Origin of the sequence: Wolbachia endosymbiont of Listronotus oregonensis (assembly GCF_031205055.1) — a bacterium.
Taxonomy (GTDB): Bacteria; Pseudomonadota; Alphaproteobacteria; order Rickettsiales; family Anaplasmataceae; genus Wolbachia.
The window spans coordinates 471631-497205 of record NZ_CP102118.1 but is presented as its reverse complement, the minus strand read 5'-3'; the positions used below and the strand labels follow the sequence as shown (position 1 = coordinate 497205).

Below are 25575 nucleotides of genomic sequence, written 5' to 3'. Positions count from 1 at the left end.
TTTTAGTTCAACTCAATTTTCAATCTGCCAGGAAAGAAAACATCAAGTTGAGAGATAGTTAATGCCCAATCATGTACAGGCATCGTCCACTTTTCCTCTGCCTTCTTTATAGCACAATATACCTGCTTATACAAGGCATTTATGCTGGTAAATGAGCCTTTGGTCTTAGTGAATTTCCTAATTTGCCTATGTAGCCCCTCTATGGGATTGGTGGTGTAGATTATCCTCCTAACTGGACCAGAATACTTAAAATAACCAGACAAGTTTTCCCAATTATTCTGCCAAGATTTTATAACCATAGGGTACTTTGTGCCCCATTTTTCATCCAATTCCAACAGATAATTCTCGGCAATTTCCTTGCTTGAAGCTTGATATACCTTCTTTAAATCGCTCAAAAAACTCTTCGCATCTTTACTGGCCACATACTTCAGTGAGTTGCGTATCTGATGCACTATACACATCTGCACTTCCGCATTAGGAAAGACACTGTTTATAGCTGCAGGAAAGCTTTTCAGCCCATCAACGCAGGCAATAAGGATATCTTCTACTCCTCTTTCTTTGAGGTCATTTAGCACTCCCAACCAGAAGTTAGCTCCTTCACTTTCAGCCAAATAAAAACCTAATACTTCTTTTTTGCCATTTTGATCTATGCCTAATATGTTATACATGCATTTACTTACGCAATGCCCGTCCTCTTTGACTTTAAAAAACCATGAAAACTATCGGATATACAGACTGCAGCGGGCGACTACGCCATTCGTTGATTACTGGTAGCAATTTGTCAGTAATACTTGATATCTCTGCCACCGATATTTTGTGATCATAAATTTCCTCAACATGTGACACTATATCTCTATAGCCCATACCACTGGCAAATGTGCTCAAAATCTTCGTTTCAAGCTCTGGATGTAAGTTTGTTTGCCTTTTTTTGACTATTTGTGGTTCGAAACTTCCTTCCCTATCTCTTGGCGTCAAAAGCTCAAATGACCCTGCGCTTGTACGTAAAGTCTTTGCATTCCTCCCATTTCTTCGATTATTCTCTTCGCTTTCAGCCGACAAGTGGTTTTCTATTTCACCTTCCAGGCTTACCTCCAGCAACTTTTTTATAAACGGTGTTAATGCTCCATCTCTTCCTGTCAACGGTCTTCCTTCTCGTATAGACGACAGGATATTTGTTTCTAATTCTTTATAATCTACCAAACCGGTAGTTCTGTTTACTACTTTCTGACTCATTGTCAAACCTCCATTTTTTTATATCAATTTATTACTTTTTTTTCGGTTTGACACAGTTTATTTAACACTCCCATTTCTTATCCAATATTTTTCCAGCAATTAAATCCGTTATTGATTCTATCTCATCATTCTTTTCATGGTTATTTGGGTCTAAAGAGGAAGAACAATCTGATAACAATCTTTCTTTGCTTAACTTATCAGAAGAACAATCCGATGATAATCTTTCTTTGCTTAAACCTGATGTTAATCACGATGCTGACGAAAATTACGTAGGCAATTACTCAGATTATCACCAACATGATGACCTAATATAGTGAAATAACGAACTTTTATCCCCTACCCTTCTAGTTGTATTTATAACTTTGCAGATATGGGAGGCGATAAAGGGAACTTAAACAACTAGATAAAAAACTAGGTGGATCATTCGGAAATTCTTGCATTTTTTGTCTATAATTTTGTAAAGAAATAACTTTTACTTTATCATAATCAAGTTTCCAGAAAGAGAGTGGTATTGCTTAAATAATTAGATAAAAAACCAGGTGGATCATTCGGAAATTCTTGCATTTTTGTCCATAATTTTGTTAAACAACTTCCCTTTTGGTCATGTCGAACCAAATTTCTTTTTCACACCACCTTTTAAGCCACCGATGACAGCTTCGTTAGTTTTTGTCATAATGCGATCAAACACTCCCAATAACCTCTTTAATAGGTTTGGAGTTAGCGAAGAGATAAGATCAACAGATACGTTATTGTTTTTGTCATCACCACTTGCTTTATAGTCTATTGAAACGATTCCCCTACTTTTCCCGCCAGTAAGAAGTTTCCCAATTATAGGAATTTTTAACAAAGATTTATTAATTGAATATGCTGGTATTACCTGTCCTTCAACTTGGAATTTATAATTTCTAATGTCGAGCTTACCGCTAGTGCTAATGCCTAATTCCGCCCCTTCAAGCCAAGATTCTTCAATTTCGACAGAGCCATCTTTGTATGAGAAAGGTACATTACATTTATAAAAGTATACACCTTCATCCTTTATAGCATTTACAATACCAGGAAGCGAAGACATCGATAATAAAGTAGTGAGTAGTGGAGCATCTTTGATATAAAAATTACTAATAGATAACATGCCATAATGTTCTTCATTTTCTCTTTGAGGAGATAGATAAAGAGAAAGTTTACCATTTTTGACTGATTTACTAATGCCTAAGGAACGCGAAAGTATACCTGCATTATCCGCATATATTTCGAGCCCTATTCCACTGTATTCCGCTAGTATGTTGCTGCTATCTTCTAGAAACTGTCCTGTAAATTGACTTCCATTGCAATTACCTTTAGTACAGGTTACATTCAGCTTAGCATTTTTGATAACGACGCCTTCTTTCATAATTACATTGTCAACATTCATACTAATTTCTATATCTTTGTTTAATCCATTATTGTTTTTGCCAAGCAAGCCTAAAATATCACTCAAATTGATTTTCTCACCATAAATAGTTATGGCATTTTTTTCCTTACCTGATTCAATTTCTATACTAAAATCATTATCAGGCAATTTAAAACTACTAGAATTTAAATATAAATTTCCATTTCCTACTCTTCCGCTGAATTTTATATCTAGGTCATTTCCTATAACATCTAATTTGTCTACTAACAATTCATCGGCACCTTTTAATTTTACAGAGAACAAAACTTTATTGTGATCTTCAAAACGATTTTTCCACCCAAAATAACTTGAACGTGATTCAAGCTCTGATAAATCCATATTACCATTAACATGTCCCGTCTTATCTTGATTTATCACCGATTCTATATTTGTATTGACATAGCCACCTATATTTTCATCAAAATCAAGTATTTGAGCGGGTAAATCTCCGGTCAAATTCCAGGCAAAACTTTCATTCCTATTGCTACTTTTCAGGTCAAATAATAGCTGTGTGTTATTCACCATACCACTACCATTTAAATCTATAAAGTCACTGCCAAAACTAAGCTTAATGTCATATTTACCAAGACTTGCATTATAGACGGCCAAATTATCAATTTCAAAATGAAAATTTGCTGAGAAGTCTACTTTTTTGTCATCATCATTTAGATTAAAAATGCGAAAATTAAATACAGATTTTGCCATTCCACTTACTTTATCCCTTTCAACCTTCACCACATCATCCAGCTTAAATCTTATAGGCTCATATAAACCATACGCATCACTTACAGCTTGGCCATTAATGGTTAGAACTGAATTTTCCTTATTGAGAGATTTCATTTCAATATCACCACCATTAATAGTGAAATTCTGAAACTTAGCGCTATTTGCAGTAATTTTGAGATCGTTATTCTTGATGATCAAATCACCCTTTAATTCCTTTACTTGCTCAAAATCTTCATCAAATTTTACGCTACCATTTTCTATATCAGCAACAATTACAATGTCTGACAGATCGTCATCAACCAAATTGTTAATTTTGCCATTGAAACTTACAATGGTATTTAAAACATCCCCATTAATATTATCACAATACCAGCTTCTAAATTTACTATTCACTACACCATCTGGTACATAAGTACATAAATCCTTTGCAGCAAACTTGCTAATATTAATTCTAAGCAAAGCATGACTTGTACTAAAGTTCATCTTGCCTATTAAAGAGAGATACGTGTCATTTAACTTAAAATGGAAGTTTTTTACACTAATAATTCCATCACTATATGTTAAATTTATATTTACATTAGTTAAGGCCAAATTTTTGTTCAAATAATTTTCTGTATTCAATACGTATATATTTCCATCTACAATTTCATCCTTTTTATTAATTTTCACTGAGAAGCTTCCTTTGAATCCTATATTTTTGTCCAAATTGTAGCTTTTAACTAATGTAGAAAACTCGCTCAATAGTCCCAATTTTAGATTATAAAATGTCCCGTATACATTTAGCAAATTGTTGCGATTTTTTATTGTAATTGATAAATCATCCAAAAATCCCTTTCCATCTTTTGTATTCACATGAATATCTAAAACATTAAAATCTTCCCCCTTCCCTATATATAATTTATCAATAAAAAATTCATCTTCTGTGCTTTTATCAATAGCGATGTTAGTAAATTCAATTTTTGAATCCGCATTTAAGTCAAAAAAAAATTCCCTTATTGTTTTTAATAGATTTTTTGCACTGCTTTCTGTCATCTTGAAATTCTTCCCTGTCATTCCAGCACTCGTCCTTGTCATTCCAGCACTCGTCCTTGTCATCCAAGTAGCTTGACTACTTGTTTCTTTTCTAGATTCCAGCGTCACGCGCTGGAATGACACCGAAGGAAGGCGGTTACTATTTAAATAATGATTATCCAAAAGGTCTAATGAGTTTTGCGGATTAACATTAGTTTCTTCTCTCTTGATACATACATGCACATTATCAGCTGAAACCTGAGAGAGATTTGTGCTAGCTTTAAATAAGGAACTTAACTTAAAATGTACAAAAAGCTCAGGAACTTTTATAGTAAAATTAGGGTTTGCTATTGCCAAATCTGTAATGACTAAATACGGATCTTTGCCATCTTTCTGCCAAACAACTGAGGTATTCTCCATATTAACGCTTGAGCCAACAAATATTTTTGATATTTTATGTTTAACATAAAAATTAATATAATTAATATTGATTTCTAAAGGCTTTAAAAAAATAAAGAAGCACAATATGAACAATAAAGCTACGGAAAATAATATAGTAATTTTTTTAAGCATCGATTATTGCTTTTCTTGCTAAAATATCAGCCTCCTCATTATATTTATTGCCACTGTGTGCTTTAACCCACTTCCAATCAATTTCGTGTTGTGAAGCAACGTTGTCTAGCTCTTTCCACAATTCCATATTTTTTACTGATTTTTTATTACTTGTTTTCCAGCCATTCATTTTCCACTTATTTATCCACTCTGTTATGCCATGCTTAATATAAAGACTATCCGTATATAAATTAATATTACAAGAAAATTTCAATACTTTTAGCCCATTGATCACCGCTGTTAACTCCATTTTATTGTTTGTGGTATTTTCTTCTCTACCATAAATGTCTTTTCTATAATCTTGAAATAATATGATAGCTGCCCATCCTCCCGCTCCAGGATTACCAGAACACGCCCCATCCGTGTATATTGTCACTTCTTTCTTACTCATCTTTGTTTATATCGGTTAACAAAGTATATAGTTGCTTTTATGAAAGCACAATTTCTAAAGGTAGTTTAAGCTGCACCTTTAAATTTTATTATAGAAACAAAAAAAAGTGTGACAACGAGCATTACCAAAAGGAAAAGTAAAAAATAGTTTTTATGCTTCTGCCGTTCTTTCATAACTAAAATAAATCAATAGAACAAAAAATAATACTGGCGAATAGGGAAAATAGATAAGAAATTGAATAAGAAAACATTTGTTTCTGTGAGTTGTGGTTCTTGAATCTGAGAATTGATATAGCGTACCAAATAAAGATGCAACCTGCAAAAATTGCCATGCTTAGATAAAGTAAAGCCTTTTTCAAAAATAGAGCTGGAAGCAAGCTGGTTAATACCAGCAACACACTATAAATTAATATATATTTTCTTGTTTTTTCCGGACCATAAACAATATTGAACATAGGAATCGATGCTCTTGCATAGTCTTCAGACTTATTTAAAGATAGGGCCCAAAAGTGTGGTGGAGTCCACATAAAAATTACTAAAAATAAAATGAAACTTTCCCAACTGACAGAATTAGTCACAGCTGCCCAGCCAATCATTGGAGGAAAAGCACCTGCTGCACCACCGATAACGATATTCTGTGGAGTACGCCTTTTTAGCCAAATTGTATATACGAAAACGTAAAATAATATGCTAACTGCAAGCAAAGCAGCAGAAATATAGTTTACTGCTATTGCCATGATAAATACTGACAATATTCCAAGAGTTATACCAAATTCAAGCGCACTTTCTGCAAGAATTCTTCCTGAGGGTATAGGGCGGTTTTTTGTCCTTTCCATGAGCAGATCTATGTCTCTGTCATACCACATATTTATAGCACCTGCAGATCCTGAGCCAAGAGCAACACATATAAGAGATATTAGTGCTAGAAAAGGGTGCATACTACCTGGTGCAGTAACCATACCAGCAACTGCAGTAAATACCACAAGATACATTATCCTTGGCTTCAGCAAACGCCAAAAATCCAGTATTGTTGATTCAACATTTAGCAAAACACTTGTGTACATTCTATTTTACCACTGGTGGCTTTTCGAAAGTATGAAAAGGCGGTGGTGAAGATACTGTCCATTCCAAGGTGTCACCTTCCCAAGGATTATCTCCAGCTTTTTTGCCCCATTTAAAGAGATGTATAACTATAAACACAAAAAACATAACTGAAACAAAGGACATATATGAGCCAATTGAGGATATATAATTCCAAGGAATAAACGCATCAGGATAATCAGGTATACGCCTTGGCATGCCAGCTAATCCTAAGAAATGTTGAGGTAAAAAAGTGATATTGGTACTAATAAAAGTAAGCCAAAAGTGGATTTGACCTAAGCGCTCATTATATTGTTTACCCGACATTTTACCAATCCAATAATAAAAGCCAGCAAAAGCTCCAAATAATGCAGCAAGTGACATGACATAATGGAAGTGAGCAGCAACATAGTAGGTATCATGCAGAAGCTTATCTATTCCACCATGAGAAAGAATTATTCCCGTTATGCCACCGCCAACAAACATGAAAATAAAACCTAGTGCAAATAGCATAGGGGTCTTAAACTCAATTGCTCCACCCCACATAGTTGCAATCCAGCTAAAGACTTTTACACCAGTTATAACACCGATAAAAATTGTGGTAGTGCTAAAAAATGCAGCAGCGTCAGCACTAAGCCCAACAGTGAACATATGATGAGCCCACACCATAAAGCCAAATACTGCTATACCTATCATAGCATAAACCATCCCTATGTAACCAAATACAGGTCTGTGAGAAAAAGTTGATACAACCTGACTTATGATGCCAAATGCAGGAAAAATAATTACGTAAACTTCTGGATGACCAAAAAACCAAAATAGATGTTGAAATAACACAGGATCTCCGCCACCGGCAGGATCAAAAAAGGAAGTACCAACATTGCGATCAGTAAGAAGCATAGTTATAGCACCGGCAAGCACTGGTAAGGCAACAATCAACATAAATGCTGTTAGCAAGACAGACCAAACAAACAGTGGCATCTTAGTTAATGACATTCCTTTTGTGCGCATGTTAAATATAGTAACTATAAAGTTGATCGCCCCAACAATTGACGACATACCAGCAACATGAAGTGCAAGTATAGCAATGTCAACTCCTGCACTTGGATGGGACATTACCTGTGATAAAGGTGGATATAAAGTCCAACCTGTACCTGGACCTTCACCAATAAACACTGAGAGAATGAGCAAAATAAAAGATGACACTAATAACCAAAAACTTAAATTATTCATACGAGGAAATGCCATATCTGGTGCGCCAATCATGAGAGGTACAAACCAGTTACCAAATCCTCCCATGAGGGCTGGCATTATCATAAAAAACACCATTATCAACGCATGCCCTGTAACCATTACGTTATATAATTGATAATTATTGTTAAGTATATTAATGTGCATTAGCTGAGTGCGAATAATCACCGATAATAATCCACCAATAATTCCAGCTAATATGGAAAAAATAATGTACAGTGTCCCTATGTCTTTATGATTAGTGGAAAACAACCAACGCTTTATGCCCTTTGGTACGTCACTCATATCTATACTCCAAATTTAACTCACTAATTTTCTATTTTCAATCCACTTATTAAAATCTTCTTTGCTTACTGCTTCAACAACAATTGGCATAAATCCATGGCCTTGACCACACAATTCATAGCACTGCCCGTAATAAACACCAGACTTTTTGATATTAAACCACGCCTCATTCAGCCTACCTGGTATCGCATCAATTTTTACACCGAAAGCCGGTACTCCCCAGCTGTGTATCACATCTCCTGCTGTAACTTGTAAACGAACGTTAGTATTAATGGGTAAAACGATGTTGTTATCAACAGAGAATAGCTTTAAATCTCCTTCGATAAAGTCTTCTTTTCCCTTAATATAACTATCAAATGACACACCTTGATATTCTGGATATTGGTAACTCCAATACCATTGATGGCCAATAACTTTCAGTGTTATATCAGCTTTCGGTATTTCTTCCTGTAGCTTCAGTAATTTAGCGTTTTCAAAGGCTAATATACCAACAATAATCGTTGGTATAACAAACCAAACAATTTCTAAAAGGACATTGTGGTTAGTTTGGCTTACGTTTGCCACTTTGCTTTTACGAAAGCGAAATACTACATAAGCAAGCAGCGCCCACACAAAAAGCATTATTGCAACCATCACAACCATTACAAACGAATGTGACCTAACTACAGCCTCCATTACTTCAGTTGCAGGAGCAGGAAATCCAAATTGCCAGGAAGTAGGAGCAGAGGCAACAGATATATTTGAGTAAAATATTATCAATAGTGCAAATAACTTCACCATATCTTTTGTTTGTTTGCTATAAAACTAAATGATATACTGTATAATAGTATATATAAACTTACTATGCAAATAGAGATTAGTGATGGTTAATAATTTTTTAGCATTCAATAAGTATAATAGTACAATACTAATTTGAGGAAAAAAGCATTTACATAAATCTATTGTAAGGAAAAATATTATAATATTTTAAATTAAGTATTTACTTTAAGTAAATTCTATAATAAGTTTAATAGTGTCTGTTACTGCTAATAACCCTCTAGCCTCACACCTAAAAGCAGTAACAGACACTATTAAACTTTATGACAAGTTTATAATTTGCAAGATCAAAATCTTACAAGTTCCTTTATTTTATTATACATTGCAGTTTGTTAATTAACTTTTAATGCCTATGGTAGCATTTACAGCTTGGACCAAAGATTTACGCATTATAGAAAATAATTATAAAAAAACACACTATATTTGTATACCATACAAACTTTTTTCATTCTGCATAGCTGAGTTACTAGATTCTGTAAACGAAATCTTTAGAGAAGCCAAATAGAGCTACCTTTCTATAAAAGACCTATCGACTGTTGCAATTATAGGTGTAAACAAGAATGATAAAAGAGTACGGGATTGAGTAACTATGTACACTTCTGCTGGCATACCAGGGTATAGGTATACATTTTTAAATTGAGCAAGCTCTGACTTTGGTATCACCACGCGCACTGAATAATAACGCCCTAGTCTTGGATCATCAAGAGCATCAGGAGAAATATGGCTTACTATACCACTAATTAAACTTAAACGACGTGCACTGTAAGCACTCAGCCGGACTTTAACCTTTAGCCCTTCTAGCCCATCAATAGAGACTATGTTGCTATCTTTCTTTTGTGCTGACAGTACCTCTTCTATGTTTCTGGTCTGAATTTTAGCATCTATTATTAGGTCATCATCCGATGGCACTACGCTCATGATTGGAACTCCAGATTGTATAACACCACCTTCAGTATGGTATCTTATATCTGTGACTATCCCATCTTGAGGGGATTTAATTATTGTACGTGCTAATGAATCTTCAGCAACCATCAGCCTCTCTTTCAAGTCTGCAATAGACGTACTAACTTCCTTAAGTTCAGCGTTTGCTCTTTCTTGAGAATCATTTCTCACGTTTATAATTTCTAATTCATTCTCTCCAATTTTTTGCTGCACTTGAGATATTGCAGAACGGTAATGTCCAACTCTGCCTTCAATTTCAGCAAACTGTTTTTCTAAAGCTAAAATGTGTGGTTTGCTTATATGGCCACTATCAAGTAATTGTCTTTTTGTTTCCAACTCCTCAGTTATCAAGTCATATTGCTTATGAGCTGCATTTAGTTGAAAGTTTAGCCCAGCTAATTCATCATTTAACTGCTTTATACGTTGTTGCAGTATGTCTGTTTTTCCCAATATGCTCTTTCTCTGAGAGTTGAACAACTTTACTTGATTCTTTATCGCTTTATTTACAAGTTCATCGTGAGATAATTTTTTAACCTCATCAGGAAACTCGAGCGTGTCTAAATCTCCTCTGATTGCAATAAGCCTTGCTTCTGTTGCTAAAAATGATAAGAGCTTCTCTTTGATAATACTTAAATTCGCCTTCTCGTTAACATCACTCAACAAAACTAGAGGCTCATCTTTTTTAACTGCTTGGCTCTCTTTGACTAAAATTTTGCTTATTATTCCTCCGCCCAAGTGTTGAACTATTTTCCTATTTGAAGATACAATAACTTCTCCACTTGCATGCACCGCACCGTCAATTGGAGCTATAGCCGACCAAATACCACCTATCCCAAAAAAGATGAGTATTACTACCAGACCAAAAAATAGTGGTCCCCATGTTACTCTCAGAACTTCATTTACGTTATTACTTTCGCGTTTTAAAATAAAATTTATCACTGCATCAATCAATGCAAACGTCTTATCCAAAAATTTTGGGTACTTCTTCTTTTTATTTTTTGCTCCTTGCATATTTATATTATCACTATGGCCAATCAGGCCTGTCAAAGAAAATCCAGCGCTAAGCTTTTTTAACTTACTTATCATAATACTACTGTGAATTTGTGTTAACTCAAGATAACACACAAAAACAAAGAATCTATAATTTAGGCATTCCATTTAGACTGCAGAGCACCAGAATAAACTATTTAGTAACAATTCCTGCATCAACTATGTTTTTAAAATTTTTTGACGTTTAACTTTATTATAACTTTTCCTTTATTTTGTGAATATCTGAGTTACTTATATTATGTAAGAAATCTATTGCCAACCAGTCGATATTCTGTTAGGAATTAAGATAATATAAAGTTATTATGTTTAGATTGGAAAGTAGAAAGTTCCTGATCACTGGCGCATCAGGCGGAATAGGGCAAGCAATTGTAAAAATTATGCACAAAGCCGGAGCAACTTTATGTATTTCTGGCACAAAAAAAGAAGTGCTCGAAGAAGTTGCTAAACAATATGAAAAAAATATGCACATACTCCCTTGTGACTTATCAAATGCTGAGGAAGTAAATCAACTAGTAAATAGAGCAAGTGAGTTGATGGAAGGCTTTGACGGGCTTATATGCAATGCGGGCATTACGCGAGACAGTTTATTATTGAGAATGACAGATGAAGCATGGCAAAAAGTAATTGATATTAACTTGAGCTCTACATTTAAGCTGAGTAGAGAAGCATGTAAGAGACTAATTAAGAATAATTGGGGAAGAATTATAAATATTTCCTCAATAATAGGGCTGACAGGAAACGCCGGGCAAGCAAATTATGCAGCGTCTAAAGCTGGAATAATAGCTATGAGCAAATCTATAGCAAAAGAAGTTGCAAGTCGTAATATAACAGTAAATTGTATTGCTCCTGGGTTTATAGATACTAAAATGACTGAAGTTTTAAATGAAGGACAAAAGGGAAAAATATTAGATAATATTCCAATGAAAAGAATGGGAACAGGGGAAGAAATAGCAGCAGGGGTCTTATTTTTAGCAAGTGATGAAGCAAAATATATAACAGGGCATGTGCTTAACATTAATGGTGGGTTATTTATGTAGCAACACTTATGTATAGACAAATTATAATTTTTACTTTAAAATAAAAATATGTGTAGGTTTGCGTTTGCGTTAATTTATTATTTAAAGGCAAGAAAATGAGCTCTATAATAAAAAGATTTTTTAGTGTTTTTTGTGTAGTATTACTTTTCTCTTTCTCAGGTTATGCAGCTACCACTGATCCTGATATGGATGACACAACTAAAGTAATATGCAATATTATTGGTTACGTTTGGGGAATAGGCGGTCCACTTATGACGGTAGTAATAATTGGTGCAGCTTTGCTTGCAATATTTGGCAGGATGCCGTGGCCAGCCCTCTTTGCTCTAGGCATGTTCTGTGGTGTATTTTTTGGCGCTAAAACTATCATAACGAAAATTATGCCCAACCTAAGTGATGAAGCAAAAGCTATGTTGGAAAAGTGTGGAAAATAACCCATAAAAGTGCAGAAATGCTTTTTTGTTATCCATTAAATCGCTTCATATCTTCAACTTGCAACAAATAAGGACTATCTTTTGGTAGAGTTTTAACAGCTAGCTCAGCATATTTTGTAAATTGCTTTAAATCACCTTCAATACAAGCCTTTTTTGTCAAGGCAAAATAATGCATTGCCGTATCAGCTTCACATTTATATGCAATGCTTAAATATTTCCAGACAAAAGCGTTATTTGGTTCTACATTCAAAATCTGCTCCAGGTAAAAAATCGCCTTTTTTGCATCACCGTGTAATAATAAAGTATGAGATAATGCAAGTTTCACTAAATAACTGTTTTTCTCAGATAAATACCTAAGCGATTCCTCATACATTTTTATTGCTTCACTTAAATTTCCGGCCTTGTATAGCATTTCTGCTTTTAATTCATATAGGTATGGGTCATTGCGTGACTCTTGAATCAATGAATTAACTTTAGCAATAGCCTCTTCTATCTTTCCTTGCCTATAGCAAACTATAGCATTTACATACTCAGAATTATTTTCATATTTATTAGATAACACATGAATAGGAACAAAGAAAGAGTCTAACTTTGCAACCACACGCTCAAACTTTAGTAACTTATCCGCAAAAATTGGTTTTACGTTGTTTTTGACCTTATAATTTTGTACAGCAAATATGCGTTTCTCACTAAGTGGGTGAGTGCGGAAATATTCCTCGGTGTTCTCATGCTCAATACTTTTAAAATAATCAAAAATCTCTTTCATACCTGAATTATCATAGCCAGATTCATCAAGGTACCTTAAAGCATAGCTATCTGCTACACTTTCTTGCTCTTGAGAATAGTTAAAAAATAGCCCTGAACTGAGTGCTACACCACTAAGCAAAATTGCACCAGCAACCTGAGGGTTAATGATAATACTAGAAACTAATCCTACCATATAACTAATCATTGCTATCGATTGAAAATAACCCATAGCACTACTCATTTGCAATATATGACCAGCAGATATGTGAGCAATCTCATGTGCTAATATACCAAGCAGGACATAAGGTTTAGCCGAGTATTGTAAAAGTCCTAAATGAATGAAGATACTGTTGTTGTTAATTACAAAAGCATTAATCGAATTATCATTAATTATAAAAACTTTCATTCGGTCACTATCAATGTTTGCAGCGAAAAATAAAGGTTGCGCTAGCTCTTTCACTATTGCTTCCACTTCACTATCTCTAATAATGTTAATAGAGTAAGCATTATTATAATATGCAAAAAAGAACAATAAGGTCAAAAACTTAGCAATTCTAAACATGGAAATTCTGTGCTTGTATAATTTATAGGAATTCTATATTTTAACACTTAAATTATACAAATTTATAAACGCTAGTTTAATTTTTTAACGTAACTGATAAGTTTGTCGATGGTAGTTAACTTAATTTTATGTTGTTCAGCAAATTTAAGTAACTGAGGTAAGCGCATCATAGAGCCATCATCATTCACTAATTCACAAATAACTGCTGAATGATCAAACCCTACTAACTTCGCCATTTCAACACTCGCTTCAGTATGACCAGCACGTTGTGCCACCCCACCTTTATGTGCAATTACAGGAAAAACATGACCTGGAGTTATGATGTCATCCTGAGTGCCATCCTTGTTGATAGCAGCATGTATAGTTTTCGTTCTATCCTCTGCTGAAACACCGGTTGTAATGCCATAACGTGCATCAATTGATGTAGTAAATGCGGTATGATTTTCACCAATATTTTTCTTTTCCATGAAATTAAGGCCCAACCTCTTCATGTGAAATTTAGTCATTGCTAAGCACACAACCCCTGTACCGTACCTAACCATAAAAGCCATATGTTCTGGTTTTACTTTTTCAGCTAAGACAACCAAATCACCTTCATTCTCTCTACTTTCATCATCAACTAAAATGAATAATTTACCGGAACGAGCATCCTCTAATACATCTTCCACAGAAGAAATACCGGGTAGACTCATTGAAGCATAAGTGGCCTGTACCATAATAATTTACTTAAATTCAATCTTAACTATTTTATACAATTTCTCTCCATTTGGCACTGTCACTTCCACATACTCACCGACTTTTTTGCCGATTAAGGCACTCCCAAGTGGTGAACTAGTAGATATTAACTGCTTTGAAACATCAGCTTCATATTCGCCTACAACCTTATAAACATATTCCACTTCACCGTTATTATCACTTAACATGCTTAATGTCACAGTTGCACCAAACATTACTGAATCACCAGACAAATTTTTTACTTCTATTACTTCCGCATGTGAGAGCTTACTTTCTATCTCCATTATACGGCCTTCAATAAAACCTAACCTTTCCCGTGCTGCATGATACTCTGCATTTTCAGACAAATCACCTTGATCACGAGCATCAGAAATAGCCTGTATCACAGAAGGTTTTTCTTCCTTTAATTTTTCAAGTTCGGCTTGCATATTCTCAAAACCTTCCCTCGTCATAGGAAATTTATTAATAATGGATGAAGCCATAATCACCACCTAAACGCAATTAAATTGAGTAACGAAATTACTCACAATGTTAAAAATATCACCTTTTATATCATCACTCATGTCATTTGACAACTTTTTTAAAACCCCAGGGTGTACAGTATGAAAATAATTAATAAGATCATGTTCAAATTTATTAATGTAACTTATTTGTATTTTACTTAACTGATTATATAGGTTAGAAAAAATATACATCAGCACTACTTGCTCTTCTATTGACATAGGTAAATGTTGTTTTTGCTTTAATAACTCGACAAGATATTTACCCTTATTCAAGGATAATTGAACACTAGCATCAAGATCAGAACCAAATTTTGCAAAATCTTCTAATTCTCTATACTGAGCTAAGCTTAGCTTTATAGAACTAGCAACTTTCTTCACAGACTTTAGTTGTGCAGCAGAACCAACCCGTGAAACTGACAAACCTATATTTACTGCAGGTCGAAATCCTTTATAAAATAATTCAGACTCAAGAAAGATCTGCCCATCGGTAATTGAAATAACATTTGTTGGCACATATGCAGATACATCACCAGCTTGAGTTTCGACAATCGGCAAAGCAGTTAAAGACCCCTGCCCTTTTTTATCAGACATTTTAGCAGCTCTTTCAAGCAAGCGAGAATGTACATAGAATATATCTCCAGGGTAAGCTTCACGACCAGGAGGACGTCTGAGCAATAAAGACATCTGCCTATATGCCACAGCATGCTTAGATAAATCATCATATATAATCAAACAATGCATTCCATTGTCACGGAAAAATTCCCCAATAGTGCAACCAGCATAAGGTGCTAAAAATTGCATAGGCGCGCAGTCAGATGCACTAGCCACAACTACAGTTGTATACTCTAATGCTCCGCTTTCTTTCAGCTTATTTACCACTTTTGCTACTGTTGAAATTTTTTGTCCAATAGCAACATAAACACAGTAAATTTTTTGATTTTCGTTTACCTCATCGTTAATCTTCTTCTGATTGATAATAGTATCAAGCGCAATAGTAGTTTTACCAATTTGTCTATCGCCAATAATCAATTCACGCTGCCCTCTACCTATTGGAATTAGCAAATCTATAATTTTAATTCCTGTTTGTAGTGGCTCATGCACAGACTTACGATCAATAATGCCTGGCGCTTTAGATTCTATATCCATTCTGTTTTTGGCTCTAATTTCCCCACCGTCGTCTATAGGATGGCCCAACGCATTTACAACTCTCCCTAACAATTCATGCCCTATAGGCACCTGCACAACATCACCACTACATTTTACAACGTCCCCTTCTTTCACATCACGGTCATTACCAAGCACAACTATTCCAGCCGTATCATGATCTAAATCAAGAACTATTCCTTCTACACCGCTTGCAAAAAATACCTTTTCACCGAATTTTGCTTTTTCCAGCCCATAAACCAATGCGATACCATCTGTTACTGAAATTACTTCACCTATATTTTCCCGCTTTATAGGATTATCAAACGTCTCAACTTTTTCCCTTATTACACTTGCTATCTCAGAAACATTCATACTGTTCTTCATACAAAATTCCTTACTTTTAATATTTCCATTTTACTTAAGTCAACTAACCTATCTAAGTAACTTTTTAGCGAAGCATCGATCAAATTAAAACCATACCTAACTACGAAGCCACCTAGTATAGAAGGGTCAACCACATTGCTTACTTTTATTATTTTACCAAGAAAGCTCAAAGATTCAGTAATTATTTTTATATCAGATTCCTTTAAAGCTTCTGCTGACTTTATAGTAATTTCGAATTCATTTTCATTTTCTTTTGCAAGACTTAAGAATTTTTCTAATATAAGGATCAATAAACTAGAGCGTTTGTTTGCAAATATAACCATAATAAATTTTACTAAATTTTCACTCAAGTGCTCATTTATAGAAAGCATCACTTCTTTTTTGTGTGCAAAAGAAATCATAGGATGAGATAGGTACACAAAAACATCACGTTGATCCTTAAAAAAAGCCAATAAAAATTCTACTTCTTTCCTTATAATACCTAACCTGCTTCCTGAGACATGAAACAGCACTCTAGCGTAAGATGAAACTAAATTATTGTATTGGGTCTTTTTCATATTAAATCCAGTAAATCTAAATTAATTCAGCTACAAACCTTCCATTCTTCAATCCAAGCATTTTTTATATAAACAGGTCCTCTCTTTAAGGAAAGAAAACATAAATCATATCTGACTGAATAATCTAAAAAACTAAGGTTTGTACTTAAGAAATACTTAGAAGAATTTATAATAGACTGACATTGAAGATGAGATATCGGTATTTCTTTTCCAAGTAAACTTGTTTTAACTTCTATAAAAATCAGCTCCTTTTTTTTAGATACAATTAAGTCAATTTCACCGAACTTACAACGGTAACGGCGTTTTATAACATTATACCATTTCAGCTTTAAATATGCCAAAACTAACAATTCGCCAAAGTAACCTACAAAGTAGCGTAACCTACTTACCATAAGAAGAACAATTATGATAATAATTAACTTTGTGTAACTACTTTGCCTCCTTCTCTATTTTTACTATAAACCTTACCTCTTGCTGCAATATCCCTATTAACCAGTTCTATCACTGCCATTGAAGCGCAATCACCCTTTCGAGTGCTAAATTTTATTATTCTAGAATACCCACCTTTACGATCTTGATAACGGCTGGCTAAGACGTTTAATAACTTATCAACTGCTAACTTACTATTATGAAGGCGTGAAAGCAAAAGTCTTCTACCATGTAAAGTATTCTTATTCTTAGCAATTGTAATAAACTTTTCGACATATGGACGAAGTTCCTTAGCTTTTGGTAAAGTAGTTACAATCTGCTCATGGTTAATTAATGAGATAGATAGATTCTTTAACGTCGATAATCTATGTTCAGTGCAACGAGATAGTTTACGTTTTTTTATTCCATGTTTCATATATCACCTAATCTTCATCAGTATGTTGTTTAGCCAACTCATCTATATCCTTAGGCGGCCAGTTTAGCACATTCATACCCAAAGACAAGCCAAAATTAGCCAAAACTGCCTTAATCTCATTCAAAGACTTCCTGCCAAAATTAGCAGTTCTTAACATTTCACCTTCTGTCTTTTGCACAAGATCACCTATATAAGTGATGTTTTCGTTTTTCAGACAGTTATGAGACCTGACAGATAATTCCATTTCATCTACCTTACGCAATAAGACAGGGTCATAACCCAAATCTTTAGCACCACTAGACGAAGAAACCTGCGATTTTTTATAACTTACATCAGAACTAATAAAGGGCTGAAGTTGCTCCTGTAATATTCTTGCAGCAGAGTCAACAGCTTGACTTGGAGAGATTGTACCATCAGTTTCAATTGACAATATCAGCTTATCCTTATCAGTCACTTGGCCAACACGACTATTCTCTACCCTGTACGAAACCCTGTTGACAGGGCTATACAAAGCATTAACTGGAATAAAACCAATTAAATCCTGTTCACTCATAAGCTTCAAAAGTTCATTTTCTTTATACTTAGTTACAGGAAGATAACCTTTTCCGCTAGCCACATATATGGTCATGTTAAGCTCTACATTTTGCCCCAGCGTACATATTAACAAATCTTTATTAACAATAGAGCATTGATCATCAGTTTCTATCATCCCAGCTAATACCTGGCAAGGCCCTTTAGCGTTTAAATTTAAGCATTTATTAGAAGCACCATTTAATTTACAACTCAACATGCCCATATTTAATACTATATCAGTTACGTCTTCTCTTACCCCTTGAATTGAAGTAAACTCATGAGTTATACCTTCAATTTTTATTCCATAAACAGCACTACCTTTAAGAGAAGATAACATTACACGTCTTAATGCATTACCTAATGTTAAAGCAAAACCACTTTCCAACGGTTCTAGGACTATATCACCTTTTTCACTTGAATCATCTGATATTACCTTAACTGAACTAGGTTTAATCAATTTATCTAAATTGCTACAGAGAGAAACATTATTATTATAATACATAAAACAACCTTTTCAAATATCCTATACTCTTCTTTTTTTCTTAACCTGCATCCATTATGAGGAATTGCGGTTTTATCTGCAATTGAAGCCACAGTCAACCCACAGCTCTGAAGTGCTTTAACCGCAGCTTCGGTACCAAAGCCAGGACCACGAATTATTACAGAGACAACCTTCATACCAAATCTCTCCATTGCATTCTTCGCAGCAGCCTCCGCAGCCTTACCTGCAGCATAAGGTGTGGATTTTCTCGAACCTGAAAAACCACATGCACCCACAGAAGTTTGACATAGCGTATTACCATGAACATCAGTTACATTTACAAAAGTATTATTAAAAGTTGCACGAATATGAACAACACCAGTAATAAACTCCTTTGTACTCTTACCAACCGTTTTGACTTTTTTCATTAAAACTCACAATAATAATAAATTTTATTTTTTCCCAGCAATAGGCAACCGAGATCTACCTTTACGAGTCTTAGCATTAGTATGAGTCCTTTGCCCTCTCACAGGTAAACCTTTTCTATGTCTCACTCCTCTATAGCATCCCATTTCCACTAAAGATTTTATGTTCATAGCCACTTCTTTTCTGAGCTCACCTTCTATAACATAATTTTGTCTAATGAAACTGCTGATCTTTTCTATATCTTCATCTCGTAATTCTGAAACACGTTTGCGCTTATCAACTTCACAAGCGTGACAAATTACATTCGCAGTAGCAATACCTATACCATATATATAAGTTAATGCAAAAGGAACACATTTCCTCACTGGAATATTTATGCCTGCAATACGTGCCACTGGTACCTCGATACTTTATTAATAACAACTCTTAATTTATACCATAAAACAACTCAGAGTCAAACCAAATTACAAGAAATTTTACTTTCAATCTCTTGCGTTACCTCATCAACACTCAAATTAGCGTCAATTGTTAATAATTTGCCTTTATAATACTCGCGTAAACCTTTCATTTGAAGGTGATATTCACTTATTCTCTTATTAATTGCAGACATATCAGCATCATCAATTCTTTTCTCTAACCTCGTACTTTTACATTTAGCACAAGTAGTACTCTTAAAAGAAGATACACTATATATGCTTTTACAGTCCAAACACGCGAGACGATTTTTTAATCTATCGATTGCAATATTATCGTCAAGCTGCAGTTCAATTACAATATCAACATCCCTATTATATTTTTCTTGCAAAACTTGAGTCAAAAAATGAGCCTGGTTTAAATTTCTCGGAAAACCATCTAATAAGCAATTATCATCCATTAATGCAAGCTGGTCATGCAATAATCCACATATAATTTCATCTTGAATTAAATTACCAGATTCCACGGTACCCTTTATTTTTTTACCTAACTCACTGCCATTAGATATAATATTCCTTAATAAATCCCCCACTGAAATTAATTTTAAATTATATTTTGCTATTAACAAGCTTGACTGAGTACCTTTACCAGAACCTGGAGGACCAAAAATCGTAATGATCATCTTACTTTCCTCGTTTTAGACTCATATTTCTTTATCCAGCTATCGTACCTATTCGAAAAAATATAAGATTGTATTTGCATAATAGTATCAGTAATAACGTTCACTATAATCAGTAGACTCGTCCCACCAAAAATAAATGGTATATCATAATAATATCTCATAACTTCAGGTACAGTACATATGACTACCAAATACGCAGAGCCAATGAATGTCAACTTAAAAACTATATCTTGAAGGTAATCAGAAGTATGTTTCCCAGGCCTTCTACCAGGTATAAAACCACCATTTTTTTTAAGAAAATCTGCGTTTTCCTCTGGATTAAATATAAAATTGGTATAGAAAAAATTAAAAAATACTATCAGCACCAAATAGGCTACAATATATACTACTTTATTTGCCATAAAGTAATTTAAAATAAAATCAGAAAAAGCGTGCCCCTTATAGAAATTTGCAATTGAAATAGGTGTCAATAAAATTGCATTAGCAAAAATGGTTGGTACTACACCAGATAAATTAATCTTCAATGGAATATAAGTAAAATCGTCATTATGTAATCTTTTAAATTGCTTTTTAGGATGTTGAACAATAACTTTTCTATAAGAAGACTCTACAAAAATGACTAAGACTAGCAGCAAAAAAAACAATACCAAAACAAAAAGGATAATAAATAACGATACGCTACCGTTTTTATTTAACGTTAACAGAGATGACAAAGCGCTGTGTAACTCTGATATTATGCCCGTGAAAATGATTAATGAGATACCATTGCCTATACCGCTAGCACTGATTCGTTCACCAAGCCATATTAAAAGCATAGTTCCACCTAAAAGGCTGAAAACACCTATTGTACGAAACATAACACCAGGTTCGATTACAACCAATACCCCTTCCCTATTCATCCCTTCCAATCCAACCAAAATTGGAATTGATTGAAATACACAAATTACTATGGTCAGGTAGCGTATATAAGAATTCATCTTTCTACGGCCTGACTCTCCATCATTCTTAACTTCCTTCATTCCTTTAATCGCAGAAGAAAGCAACTGAATAATGATAGAAGCCATTATATATGGCATAACATTCAATGCTAGAATTGTCATTCTAGCCAATGCACCACCAGAAAATAAATTAAATACTCCAAAAACACCTGAGCCCTCTTTGGGAAATATATCATTAATTACATCAAGATTAATTCCAGGAATAGGCACATAAGTACCCAAGCGATAGCAAATTAAAGCTATTAGCGTAAAAAATATACGTTTTAATAAATCGCCTTTATATAACAACGTAGGATCCAAGCTATTAAATGCGGATTTATTGCCCATGATTTACGATAGTATTTCCACACTACCACCAACTGAAGCTACAGATTTTTTTGCAGCTTCTGACGCAAAATCAACATGAAACACAAATTTTTCGCTCAACTTACCTTTATTAAGAAGTTTAATTTTATCCTTAATAGACTTTATAAAACCTAATCTATACAGCCTCTCCTTATCTATAACAGAGTCTTTCACTATTTTTTTAGCTTCCATTAAGCGCTGTATATCGCCAACATTAATTATAGAATATATGTTCCTACGTATAGGCTTAAAACCTCTTTTAGGCAAACGAGTATATATAGACTGTTGTCCACCCTCAAAACCATTTATGGAAACTCCACTTCTAGCCTTTTGCCCTTTATGCCCTCTACCGGATGTTTTACCTTTACCACAACCGATACCTCTACCCAGCAACTTAGGCTTCTTTTTCTTAGATAACTTAGTAAATATAGAGTTTAATTTTACAGCATTATTCATACTTTACCTGTTTCCAACTATCTCGCTAATCTTTTTGCCTCTTTTGCTTGCTACCTGACGAGGAGATAACATACTATCAAAAGCCTTAAATACCGCACATATAACATTATGAGGATTATTTGATCTAGTGGATTTAGCTACCACATCCTTTATACCTAACACCTCAAAAACTGATCTAATCGCTCCACCAGCAATAATACCTGTTCCGGCTCTTGCGGTTCTTAAAACTATCTCACCAGAACAAAATTTAGCTTTAATATCATGATGCAAAGTTCTACCTTCACGCAAGTACACTCTAATCATCGATTTCTTTGCAGCATTTACAGCTTTGACTCTTGCTTCAGCAACTTCTGCGTGCTTACCTATTCCACATCCTACCCTACCCTTCCCATCACCAACAACAACCAAAATTGAAAATGAAAATCTTCTGCCACCTTTGGTAACCGTTGTTACTCTTCGTACCGAAACTAAAAGCTCTGATAAATCATTATTATTTTGTAAATTCTTTATAGCCATATTCAAAACCTTCTAAAACTCAAATCCAGAACTTCTTAAAGCCTCAGCAAATTGAGAAACTAATCCTGTATATTTATACGCTCCACGATCAAATACTAGCTTTTGTTCTAATTTCAGACCAGATAAGCGCTCAATCATTAAAGAAGAAACCTGTTTTATAGTTTCAGCATTGACTTTTCCTTTACATACATCCTTAATTTTAGCATCCAAAGTAGAAGCTGAAGTGAGAGTTACTCCTTTTACATCATTAATTAACTGGACATAAAAATGCCTATTAGATTTAAATATGGATATACGCAAACGTTCAGCGCTCTTGTCAAGCTTCGCTCTATTACGCAACTTCCTTTTTTCATAGTTACTTAAAAAATTATATAACCTTCTCATCTTAATTACTTCTTTTTACTTACAACTTTACGCAACATAAATTTACCCTTTATTACAATACCCTTACCTTTATAAGGATCGTACTTCCTAATCCTGCATATATCAGATGCCACCATATAGACTTTTTGCTTATCCATACCACTAACTACTAAGTGAGTTGGCTTTATGCACTTAATCTCAACATCTTTAGGCACTTTATATTTAACATTATGGCTATAACCAAGATACAAAGTCAAATACTTACCATCACACTCTGCCTTATATCCAACACCATTAATCTCAAGATTAACAGAAAAACCATCAACCATGCCGTTAATAATATTATTAATATTACTCCTATAAGTGCCCCACATAGGCTTTATTTCATCATAATCATCTTTATCTTGATCCACAGAAAGGAGTAGCTGATTATCAACAATCCGGCACACAACATCACTGATTAAGCTAAGCTCTTTTTCAGCCTTAGCACTCTTTATTAACATCCTACCATTATTATATTCAACTGAAATACCAGCAGGAATATTGATAGGAGCAGCACCTATACGAGACATGAATTTCTCCTATTATTTAAAACACACGACACAAAACTTCTCCACCAACCTTTAACTTATGTGCATTATAATCAGTCATCACTCCTTTGGGTGTCGATATAATAAAAATACCAAGACCATTATATGCTTTAGAAATGTCCTTATACTTAGAATAACAACGACAACCAGGCTTTGACACCCTAACTATGTCACTAATTACAGGTGACTTCTCATAATACTTCAATTTTACAATGAAAGAAGGTAAATTATCTACAACTTGCTTTTCATAATCAAGGATATACCCTTCATCTTTTAAAATCTTCAGTATAGAAGAATTCACTTTAGAAAACAACACTCTTGTTGTTCTATGCATTGCCAATTGAGCATTACGTATCCTTGTTAAAAAATCACCAATACTATCAGATAACGCCACAATATACTCCTTATATTATATTTACCAACTAGACTTTGTAACTCCTGGAACTTGCCCAAAAGAACATAAATCACGCAAAACAATTCTACATAAACCAAATTTTCTATATACTCCTCTTGGTCTCCCAGTTAAAGCACACCTATTTCTAATTTTGGTTTTAGAAGAATTTCTAGGCAATTTTTTAATTAATTTATTTTGAGCTGTAAACCTTTCTACAATAGACAAATTCTTATTATTTATTATAGATTTCAATTTCTCTCTTTTTTCTTTATATTGATCGCACAGCTTTATTCTGCGAAGATTTCTTTCTATCATAGATTTTTTTGCCATATATTTCTCCTCTCAATTAATCAAAAAAAGGAAATTTAAGAGCCAGTAATAATTCCTTTGCTTCCTTATCACTAACTGCACTTGTTATAATATTAATATCCATACCTCTAATTTTACTTATTTTATCATAGTCTATTTCTAAAAACGAGATATGTTCCTTTATACCAAAGGAAAAATTACCATTACCGTCAAATTGCTTCACACTAAATCCTCTAAAATCTTTTTCCCTTGGCAAAGCAATATATATCAATCTTTCTAAAAACTCATACATTTTATCTCTACGCAAAGTTACTTTGCAACCTACTGTAGCACCTTTTCTGATCTTGAAGCCAGAAATAGATTTTTTTGCAAAAGTTGATAAAGGCTTCTGCCCAGCAATCAAATATAGGCTATCAAGTGGTTCATTTATTGCTTTACTATCTGTAGCAGCATCTCCAACGCCCATATTGATACACACCTTGACAAGTTTAGGCACTTGCATGATATTGCCGTAATTAAACTTATCCTTTAAGGACTTTACTATGCTATCTTTATACAATTCTTTAAACATATCAACCTAATCTATCACTTCTCCAGAAACTTTTGCAAAACGCACTTTTCTACCGCCTATAACCTTAAACCCCACTCTAGTTGGAGTTTTATATTTAGGGTCTAATGTTGCAACGTTGGATATATCAATAGCTAACTCTTTATTTAATATACCACCACTACTACCAGCTTTTGGTTTAGTGTGTCTCTTATGTACATTTACCCCAGAAACAATTACTTTCTTTTTAGCATCACATGCCACAACTTTAATCACTTTACCAATTTTTCCCTTATCTCTACCAGTTAAAACTATAACGTCGTCACCACTTTTTATTTTAGCACTCATTATAAAACCTCAACAGCTAATGACATTATCTTCATAAAAGAACCAGATGATAACTTTTTTACCGGACCAAATACCCGAGTGCCAAGTGGTTCACCTTGATCGTTAATCAAAACTACAGCATTGCTAGAAAAACGAATTACAGAACCATCAGATTTTCTAATAGGGCTTTTCACCCTCACCACAACTGCTCTATATACTTTTCCCTTCTCAACCTTCCCTCTTGGAGTAATAGATTTAGTAGATACAATAACTGTGTCACCTATAGATGCAGACTTTCTACCACCCAATAAACCAATACAAAGCACTGCACGCGCACCAGAATTATCAGCTACTTCCAACAATGTATTTTTTTGAATCATATAAAT

General features: G+C 34.1%; 29 protein-coding genes and 2 pseudogenes. 3 read left to right on the top strand and 28 right to left on the bottom strand.

Annotated features, from left to right (window positions below; genetic code table 11):
* Positions 1–2: 2 nt before the first annotated feature.
* Positions 3–1233 (bottom strand): annotated as a pseudogene (locus NMD99_RS02580) (IS256-like element ISWpi15 family transposase).
* 185 nt (positions 1234–1418) lie between these two features.
* Here NMD99_RS02580 and NMD99_RS02575 point away from each other — a divergent pair.
* The gene (locus tag NMD99_RS02575) at positions 1419–1547 is read left to right on the top strand and encodes a hypothetical protein (protein ID WP_264688292.1); all 129 of its coding nucleotides are present in this window, start codon (positions 1419–1421) and stop codon (positions 1545–1547) included.
* Between the two features lie 287 nt (positions 1548–1834).
* Here NMD99_RS02575 and NMD99_RS02570 read toward each other — a convergent pair whose 3' ends face one another.
* From NMD99_RS02570 to NMD99_RS02545, 6 genes are all read right to left on the bottom strand, one after another.
* Positions 1835–4969, bottom strand: a complete 3135-nt coding sequence (locus NMD99_RS02570; protein ID WP_309166657.1) for a YhdP family protein — start codon at positions 4967–4969, stop codon at positions 1835–1837.
* A complete protein-coding gene (gene rnhA, locus NMD99_RS02565) occupies positions 4962–5399 on the bottom strand; it encodes a ribonuclease HI (protein WP_253309066.1) in 438 nt (145 codons plus the stop codon). Before rnhA ends, NMD99_RS02570 begins: the two co-directional genes overlap by 8 nt.
* A gap of 175 nt (positions 5400–5574) precedes the next feature.
* A complete protein-coding gene (locus NMD99_RS02560) occupies positions 5575–6462 on the bottom strand; it encodes a heme o synthase (RefSeq protein ID WP_253309067.1) in 888 nt (295 codons plus the stop codon).
* A gap of 1 nt (position 6463) precedes the next feature.
* Positions 6464–8014 carry a cytochrome c oxidase subunit I gene (gene ctaD / locus NMD99_RS02555; RefSeq protein ID WP_309166656.1) on the bottom strand — a complete coding sequence of 517 codons (1551 nt, stop codon included), beginning with the start codon at positions 8012–8014 and terminating at the stop codon, positions 6464–6466.
* A 15-nt stretch (positions 8015–8029) separates the two neighbouring features.
* Positions 8030–8794 (bottom strand): cytochrome c oxidase subunit II, encoded by a 765-nt coding sequence (gene coxB, locus NMD99_RS02550; protein ID WP_182182743.1) that lies wholly within the window; start codon positions 8792–8794, stop codon positions 8030–8032.
* Between the two features lie 543 nt (positions 8795–9337).
* Positions 9338–10858 (bottom strand): HlyD family type I secretion periplasmic adaptor subunit, encoded by a 1521-nt coding sequence (locus NMD99_RS02545; protein WP_253309070.1) that lies wholly within the window; start codon positions 10856–10858, stop codon positions 9338–9340.
* 266 nt (positions 10859–11124) lie between these two features.
* Between NMD99_RS02545 and fabG the strand changes: the two genes are divergently transcribed.
* Both fabG and NMD99_RS02535 read left to right on the top strand, forming a co-directional pair.
* On the top strand, positions 11125–11859 hold the full coding sequence (fabG, locus tag NMD99_RS02540; RefSeq protein ID WP_253309071.1) for a 3-oxoacyl-[acyl-carrier-protein] reductase: 735 nt from the start codon (positions 11125–11127) through the stop codon (positions 11857–11859).
* 95 nt (positions 11860–11954) lie between these two features.
* Complete coding sequence (locus tag NMD99_RS02535; protein WP_309166653.1) at positions 11955–12290, top strand: TrbC/VirB2 family protein; 336 nt, start codon at positions 11955–11957, stop codon at positions 12288–12290.
* 28 nt (positions 12291–12318) lie between these two features.
* Here NMD99_RS02535 and NMD99_RS02530 read toward each other — a convergent pair whose 3' ends face one another.
* The 21 genes and pseudogenes from NMD99_RS02530 to rplN all read right to left on the bottom strand — a co-directional run bounded on the left by NMD99_RS02530 (position 12319) and on the right by rplN (position 25569).
* Positions 12319–13599, bottom strand: a complete 1281-nt coding sequence (locus NMD99_RS02530) for a M48 family metalloprotease (RefSeq protein ID WP_264688286.1) — start codon at positions 13597–13599, stop codon at positions 12319–12321.
* Between the two features lie 71 nt (positions 13600–13670).
* The gene (ribB, locus tag NMD99_RS02525) at positions 13671–14315 is read right to left on the bottom strand and encodes a 3,4-dihydroxy-2-butanone-4-phosphate synthase (RefSeq protein ID WP_182182755.1); all 645 of its coding nucleotides are present in this window, start codon (positions 14313–14315) and stop codon (positions 13671–13673) included.
* 6 nt (positions 14316–14321) lie between these two features.
* Positions 14322–14816 carry a transcription elongation factor GreA gene (greA, locus tag NMD99_RS02520; RefSeq protein ID WP_007549342.1) on the bottom strand — a complete coding sequence of 165 codons (495 nt, stop codon included), beginning with the start codon at positions 14814–14816 and terminating at the stop codon, positions 14322–14324.
* Positions 14817–14825: 9 nt separating this feature from the next.
* Positions 14826–16367: a F0F1 ATP synthase subunit alpha gene (atpA, locus tag NMD99_RS02515; RefSeq protein WP_253309074.1), complete on the bottom strand. Its 1542-nt coding sequence runs from the start codon at positions 16365–16367 to the stop codon at positions 14826–14828.
* Positions 16364–16924, bottom strand: a complete 561-nt coding sequence (gene atpH / locus NMD99_RS02510) for an ATP synthase F1 subunit delta (protein WP_253309075.1) — start codon at positions 16922–16924, stop codon at positions 16364–16366. The genes atpA and atpH overlap by 4 nt, the downstream gene beginning before the upstream one ends.
* A 26-nt stretch (positions 16925–16950) precedes the next feature.
* Complete coding sequence (locus NMD99_RS02505) at positions 16951–17316, bottom strand: YraN family protein (RefSeq protein WP_253309076.1); 366 nt, start codon at positions 17314–17316, stop codon at positions 16951–16953.
* Between the two features lie 23 nt (positions 17317–17339).
* The gene (rplQ, locus tag NMD99_RS02500) at positions 17340–17768 is read right to left on the bottom strand and encodes a 50S ribosomal protein L17 (RefSeq protein ID WP_253309077.1); all 429 of its coding nucleotides are present in this window, start codon (positions 17766–17768) and stop codon (positions 17340–17342) included.
* Between the two features lie 7 nt (positions 17769–17775).
* Positions 17776–18843 carry a DNA-directed RNA polymerase subunit alpha gene (locus tag NMD99_RS02495; RefSeq protein ID WP_253309078.1) on the bottom strand — a complete coding sequence of 356 codons (1068 nt, stop codon included), beginning with the start codon at positions 18841–18843 and terminating at the stop codon, positions 17776–17778.
* A gap of 32 nt (positions 18844–18875) precedes the next feature.
* Positions 18876–19250, bottom strand: a pseudogene (rpsK, locus tag NMD99_RS02490) (30S ribosomal protein S11); the annotation flags it as partial.
* Positions 19251–19274: 24 nt separating this feature from the next.
* Positions 19275–19643 (bottom strand): 30S ribosomal protein S13, encoded by a 369-nt coding sequence (rpsM, locus tag NMD99_RS02485; protein ID WP_007550179.1) that lies wholly within the window; start codon positions 19641–19643, stop codon positions 19275–19277.
* Positions 19644–19702: 59 nt separating this feature from the next.
* The gene (locus NMD99_RS02480) at positions 19703–20344 is read right to left on the bottom strand and encodes an adenylate kinase family protein (RefSeq protein ID WP_253309080.1); all 642 of its coding nucleotides are present in this window, start codon (positions 20342–20344) and stop codon (positions 19703–19705) included.
* Positions 20341–21669, bottom strand: coding sequence for a preprotein translocase subunit SecY (gene secY, locus NMD99_RS02475; protein WP_253309081.1), 1329 nt, complete (start codon positions 21667–21669; stop codon positions 20341–20343). The genes NMD99_RS02480 and secY overlap by 4 nt, the downstream gene beginning before the upstream one ends.
* A gap of 3 nt (positions 21670–21672) precedes the next feature.
* On the bottom strand, positions 21673–22143 hold the full coding sequence (rplO, locus tag NMD99_RS02470; protein WP_096616812.1) for a 50S ribosomal protein L15: 471 nt from the start codon (positions 22141–22143) through the stop codon (positions 21673–21675).
* 3 nt (positions 22144–22146) lie between these two features.
* Complete coding sequence (rpsE, locus tag NMD99_RS02465) at positions 22147–22659, bottom strand: 30S ribosomal protein S5 (protein ID WP_253309082.1); 513 nt, start codon at positions 22657–22659, stop codon at positions 22147–22149.
* A gap of 12 nt (positions 22660–22671) precedes the next feature.
* The gene (gene rplR, locus NMD99_RS02460) at positions 22672–23043 is read right to left on the bottom strand and encodes a 50S ribosomal protein L18 (RefSeq protein ID WP_250294835.1); all 372 of its coding nucleotides are present in this window, start codon (positions 23041–23043) and stop codon (positions 22672–22674) included.
* Positions 23044–23048: 5 nt separating this feature from the next.
* The gene (rplF, locus tag NMD99_RS02455) at positions 23049–23594 is read right to left on the bottom strand and encodes a 50S ribosomal protein L6 (protein WP_253309084.1); all 546 of its coding nucleotides are present in this window, start codon (positions 23592–23594) and stop codon (positions 23049–23051) included.
* Between the two features lie 16 nt (positions 23595–23610).
* Positions 23611–24006: a 30S ribosomal protein S8 gene (gene rpsH, locus NMD99_RS02450; RefSeq protein WP_064124654.1), complete on the bottom strand. Its 396-nt coding sequence runs from the start codon at positions 24004–24006 to the stop codon at positions 23611–23613.
* Positions 24007–24027: 21 nt separating this feature from the next.
* Positions 24028–24336, bottom strand: coding sequence for a 30S ribosomal protein S14 (gene rpsN / locus NMD99_RS02445; protein WP_064124653.1), 309 nt, complete (start codon positions 24334–24336; stop codon positions 24028–24030).
* Positions 24337–24352: 16 nt separating this feature from the next.
* Positions 24353–24886: a 50S ribosomal protein L5 gene (gene rplE, locus NMD99_RS02440; RefSeq protein WP_010962750.1), complete on the bottom strand. Its 534-nt coding sequence runs from the start codon at positions 24884–24886 to the stop codon at positions 24353–24355.
* A 6-nt stretch (positions 24887–24892) separates the two neighbouring features.
* The gene (gene rplX, locus NMD99_RS02435) at positions 24893–25210 is read right to left on the bottom strand and encodes a 50S ribosomal protein L24 (protein WP_373457552.1); all 318 of its coding nucleotides are present in this window, start codon (positions 25208–25210) and stop codon (positions 24893–24895) included.
* Positions 25210–25569, bottom strand: coding sequence for a 50S ribosomal protein L14 (rplN, locus tag NMD99_RS02430; RefSeq protein ID WP_006279348.1), 360 nt, complete (start codon positions 25567–25569; stop codon positions 25210–25212). The genes rplX and rplN overlap by 1 nt, the downstream gene beginning before the upstream one ends.
* Between the last annotated feature and the right edge of the window lie 6 nt (positions 25570–25575).

Coding starts and splice junctions, on each gene's coding strand:
- NMD99_RS02570 (WP_309166657.1), bottom strand. CDS start 4,969: ATGCTTAAAAAAATTACTATATTATTTTCCGTAGCTTTATTGTTCATA.
- rnhA (WP_253309066.1), bottom strand. CDS start 5,399: ATGAGTAAGAAAGAAGTGACAATATACACGGATGGGGCGTGTTCTGGT.
- NMD99_RS02560 (WP_253309067.1), bottom strand. CDS start 6,462: ATGTACACAAGTGTTTTGCTAAATGTTGAATCAACAATACTGGATTTT.
- ctaD (WP_309166656.1), bottom strand. CDS start 8,014: ATGAGTGACGTACCAAAGGGCATAAAGCGTTGGTTGTTTTCCACTAAT.
- coxB (WP_182182743.1), bottom strand. CDS start 8,794: ATGGTGAAGTTATTTGCACTATTGATAATATTTTACTCAAATATATCT.
- NMD99_RS02545 (WP_253309070.1), bottom strand. CDS start 10,858: ATGATAAGTAAGTTAAAAAAGCTTAGCGCTGGATTTTCTTTGACAGGC.
- fabG (WP_253309071.1), top strand. CDS start 11,125: ATGTTTAGATTGGAAAGTAGAAAGTTCCTGATCACTGGCGCATCAGGC.
- NMD99_RS02535 (WP_309166653.1), top strand. CDS start 11,955: ATGAGCTCTATAATAAAAAGATTTTTTAGTGTTTTTTGTGTAGTATTA.
- NMD99_RS02530 (WP_264688286.1), bottom strand. CDS start 13,599: ATGTTTAGAATTGCTAAGTTTTTGACCTTATTGTTCTTTTTTGCATAT.
- ribB (WP_182182755.1), bottom strand. CDS start 14,315: ATGGTACAGGCCACTTATGCTTCAATGAGTCTACCCGGTATTTCTTCT.
- greA (WP_007549342.1), bottom strand. CDS start 14,816: ATGGCTTCATCCATTATTAATAAATTTCCTATGACGAGGGAAGGTTTT.
- atpA (WP_253309074.1), bottom strand. CDS start 16,367: ATGAAGAACAGTATGAATGTTTCTGAGATAGCAAGTGTAATAAGGGAA.
- atpH (WP_253309075.1), bottom strand. CDS start 16,924: ATGAAAAAGACCCAATACAATAATTTAGTTTCATCTTACGCTAGAGTG.
- NMD99_RS02505 (WP_253309076.1), bottom strand. CDS start 17,316: ATGGTAAGTAGGTTACGCTACTTTGTAGGTTACTTTGGCGAATTGTTA.
- rplQ (WP_253309077.1), bottom strand. CDS start 17,768: ATGAAACATGGAATAAAAAAACGTAAACTATCTCGTTGCACTGAACAT.
- NMD99_RS02495 (WP_253309078.1), bottom strand. CDS start 18,843: ATGTATTATAATAATAATGTTTCTCTCTGTAGCAATTTAGATAAATTG.
- NMD99_RS02480 (WP_253309080.1), bottom strand. CDS start 20,344: ATGATCATTACGATTTTTGGTCCTCCAGGTTCTGGTAAAGGTACTCAG.
- secY (WP_253309081.1), bottom strand. CDS start 21,669: ATGGGCAATAAATCCGCATTTAATAGCTTGGATCCTACGTTGTTATAT.
- rplO (WP_096616812.1), bottom strand. CDS start 22,143: ATGAATAATGCTGTAAAATTAAACTCTATATTTACTAAGTTATCTAAG.
- rpsE (WP_253309082.1), bottom strand. CDS start 22,659: ATGGCTATAAAGAATTTACAAAATAATAATGATTTATCAGAGCTTTTA.
- rplR (WP_250294835.1), bottom strand. CDS start 23,043: ATGAGAAGGTTATATAATTTTTTAAGTAACTATGAAAAAAGGAAGTTG.
- rplF (WP_253309084.1), bottom strand. CDS start 23,594: ATGTCTCGTATAGGTGCTGCTCCTATCAATATTCCTGCTGGTATTTCA.
- rpsN (WP_064124653.1), bottom strand. CDS start 24,336: ATGGCAAAAAAATCTATGATAGAAAGAAATCTTCGCAGAATAAAGCTG.
- rplE (WP_010962750.1), bottom strand. CDS start 24,886: ATGTTTAAAGAATTGTATAAAGATAGCATAGTAAAGTCCTTAAAGGAT.
- rplX (WP_373457552.1), bottom strand. CDS start 25,210: ATGAGTGCTAAAATAAAAAGTGGTGACGACGTTATAGTTTTAACTGGT.
- rplN (WP_006279348.1), bottom strand. CDS start 25,569: ATGATTCAAAAAAATACATTGTTGGAAGTAGCTGATAATTCTGGTGCG.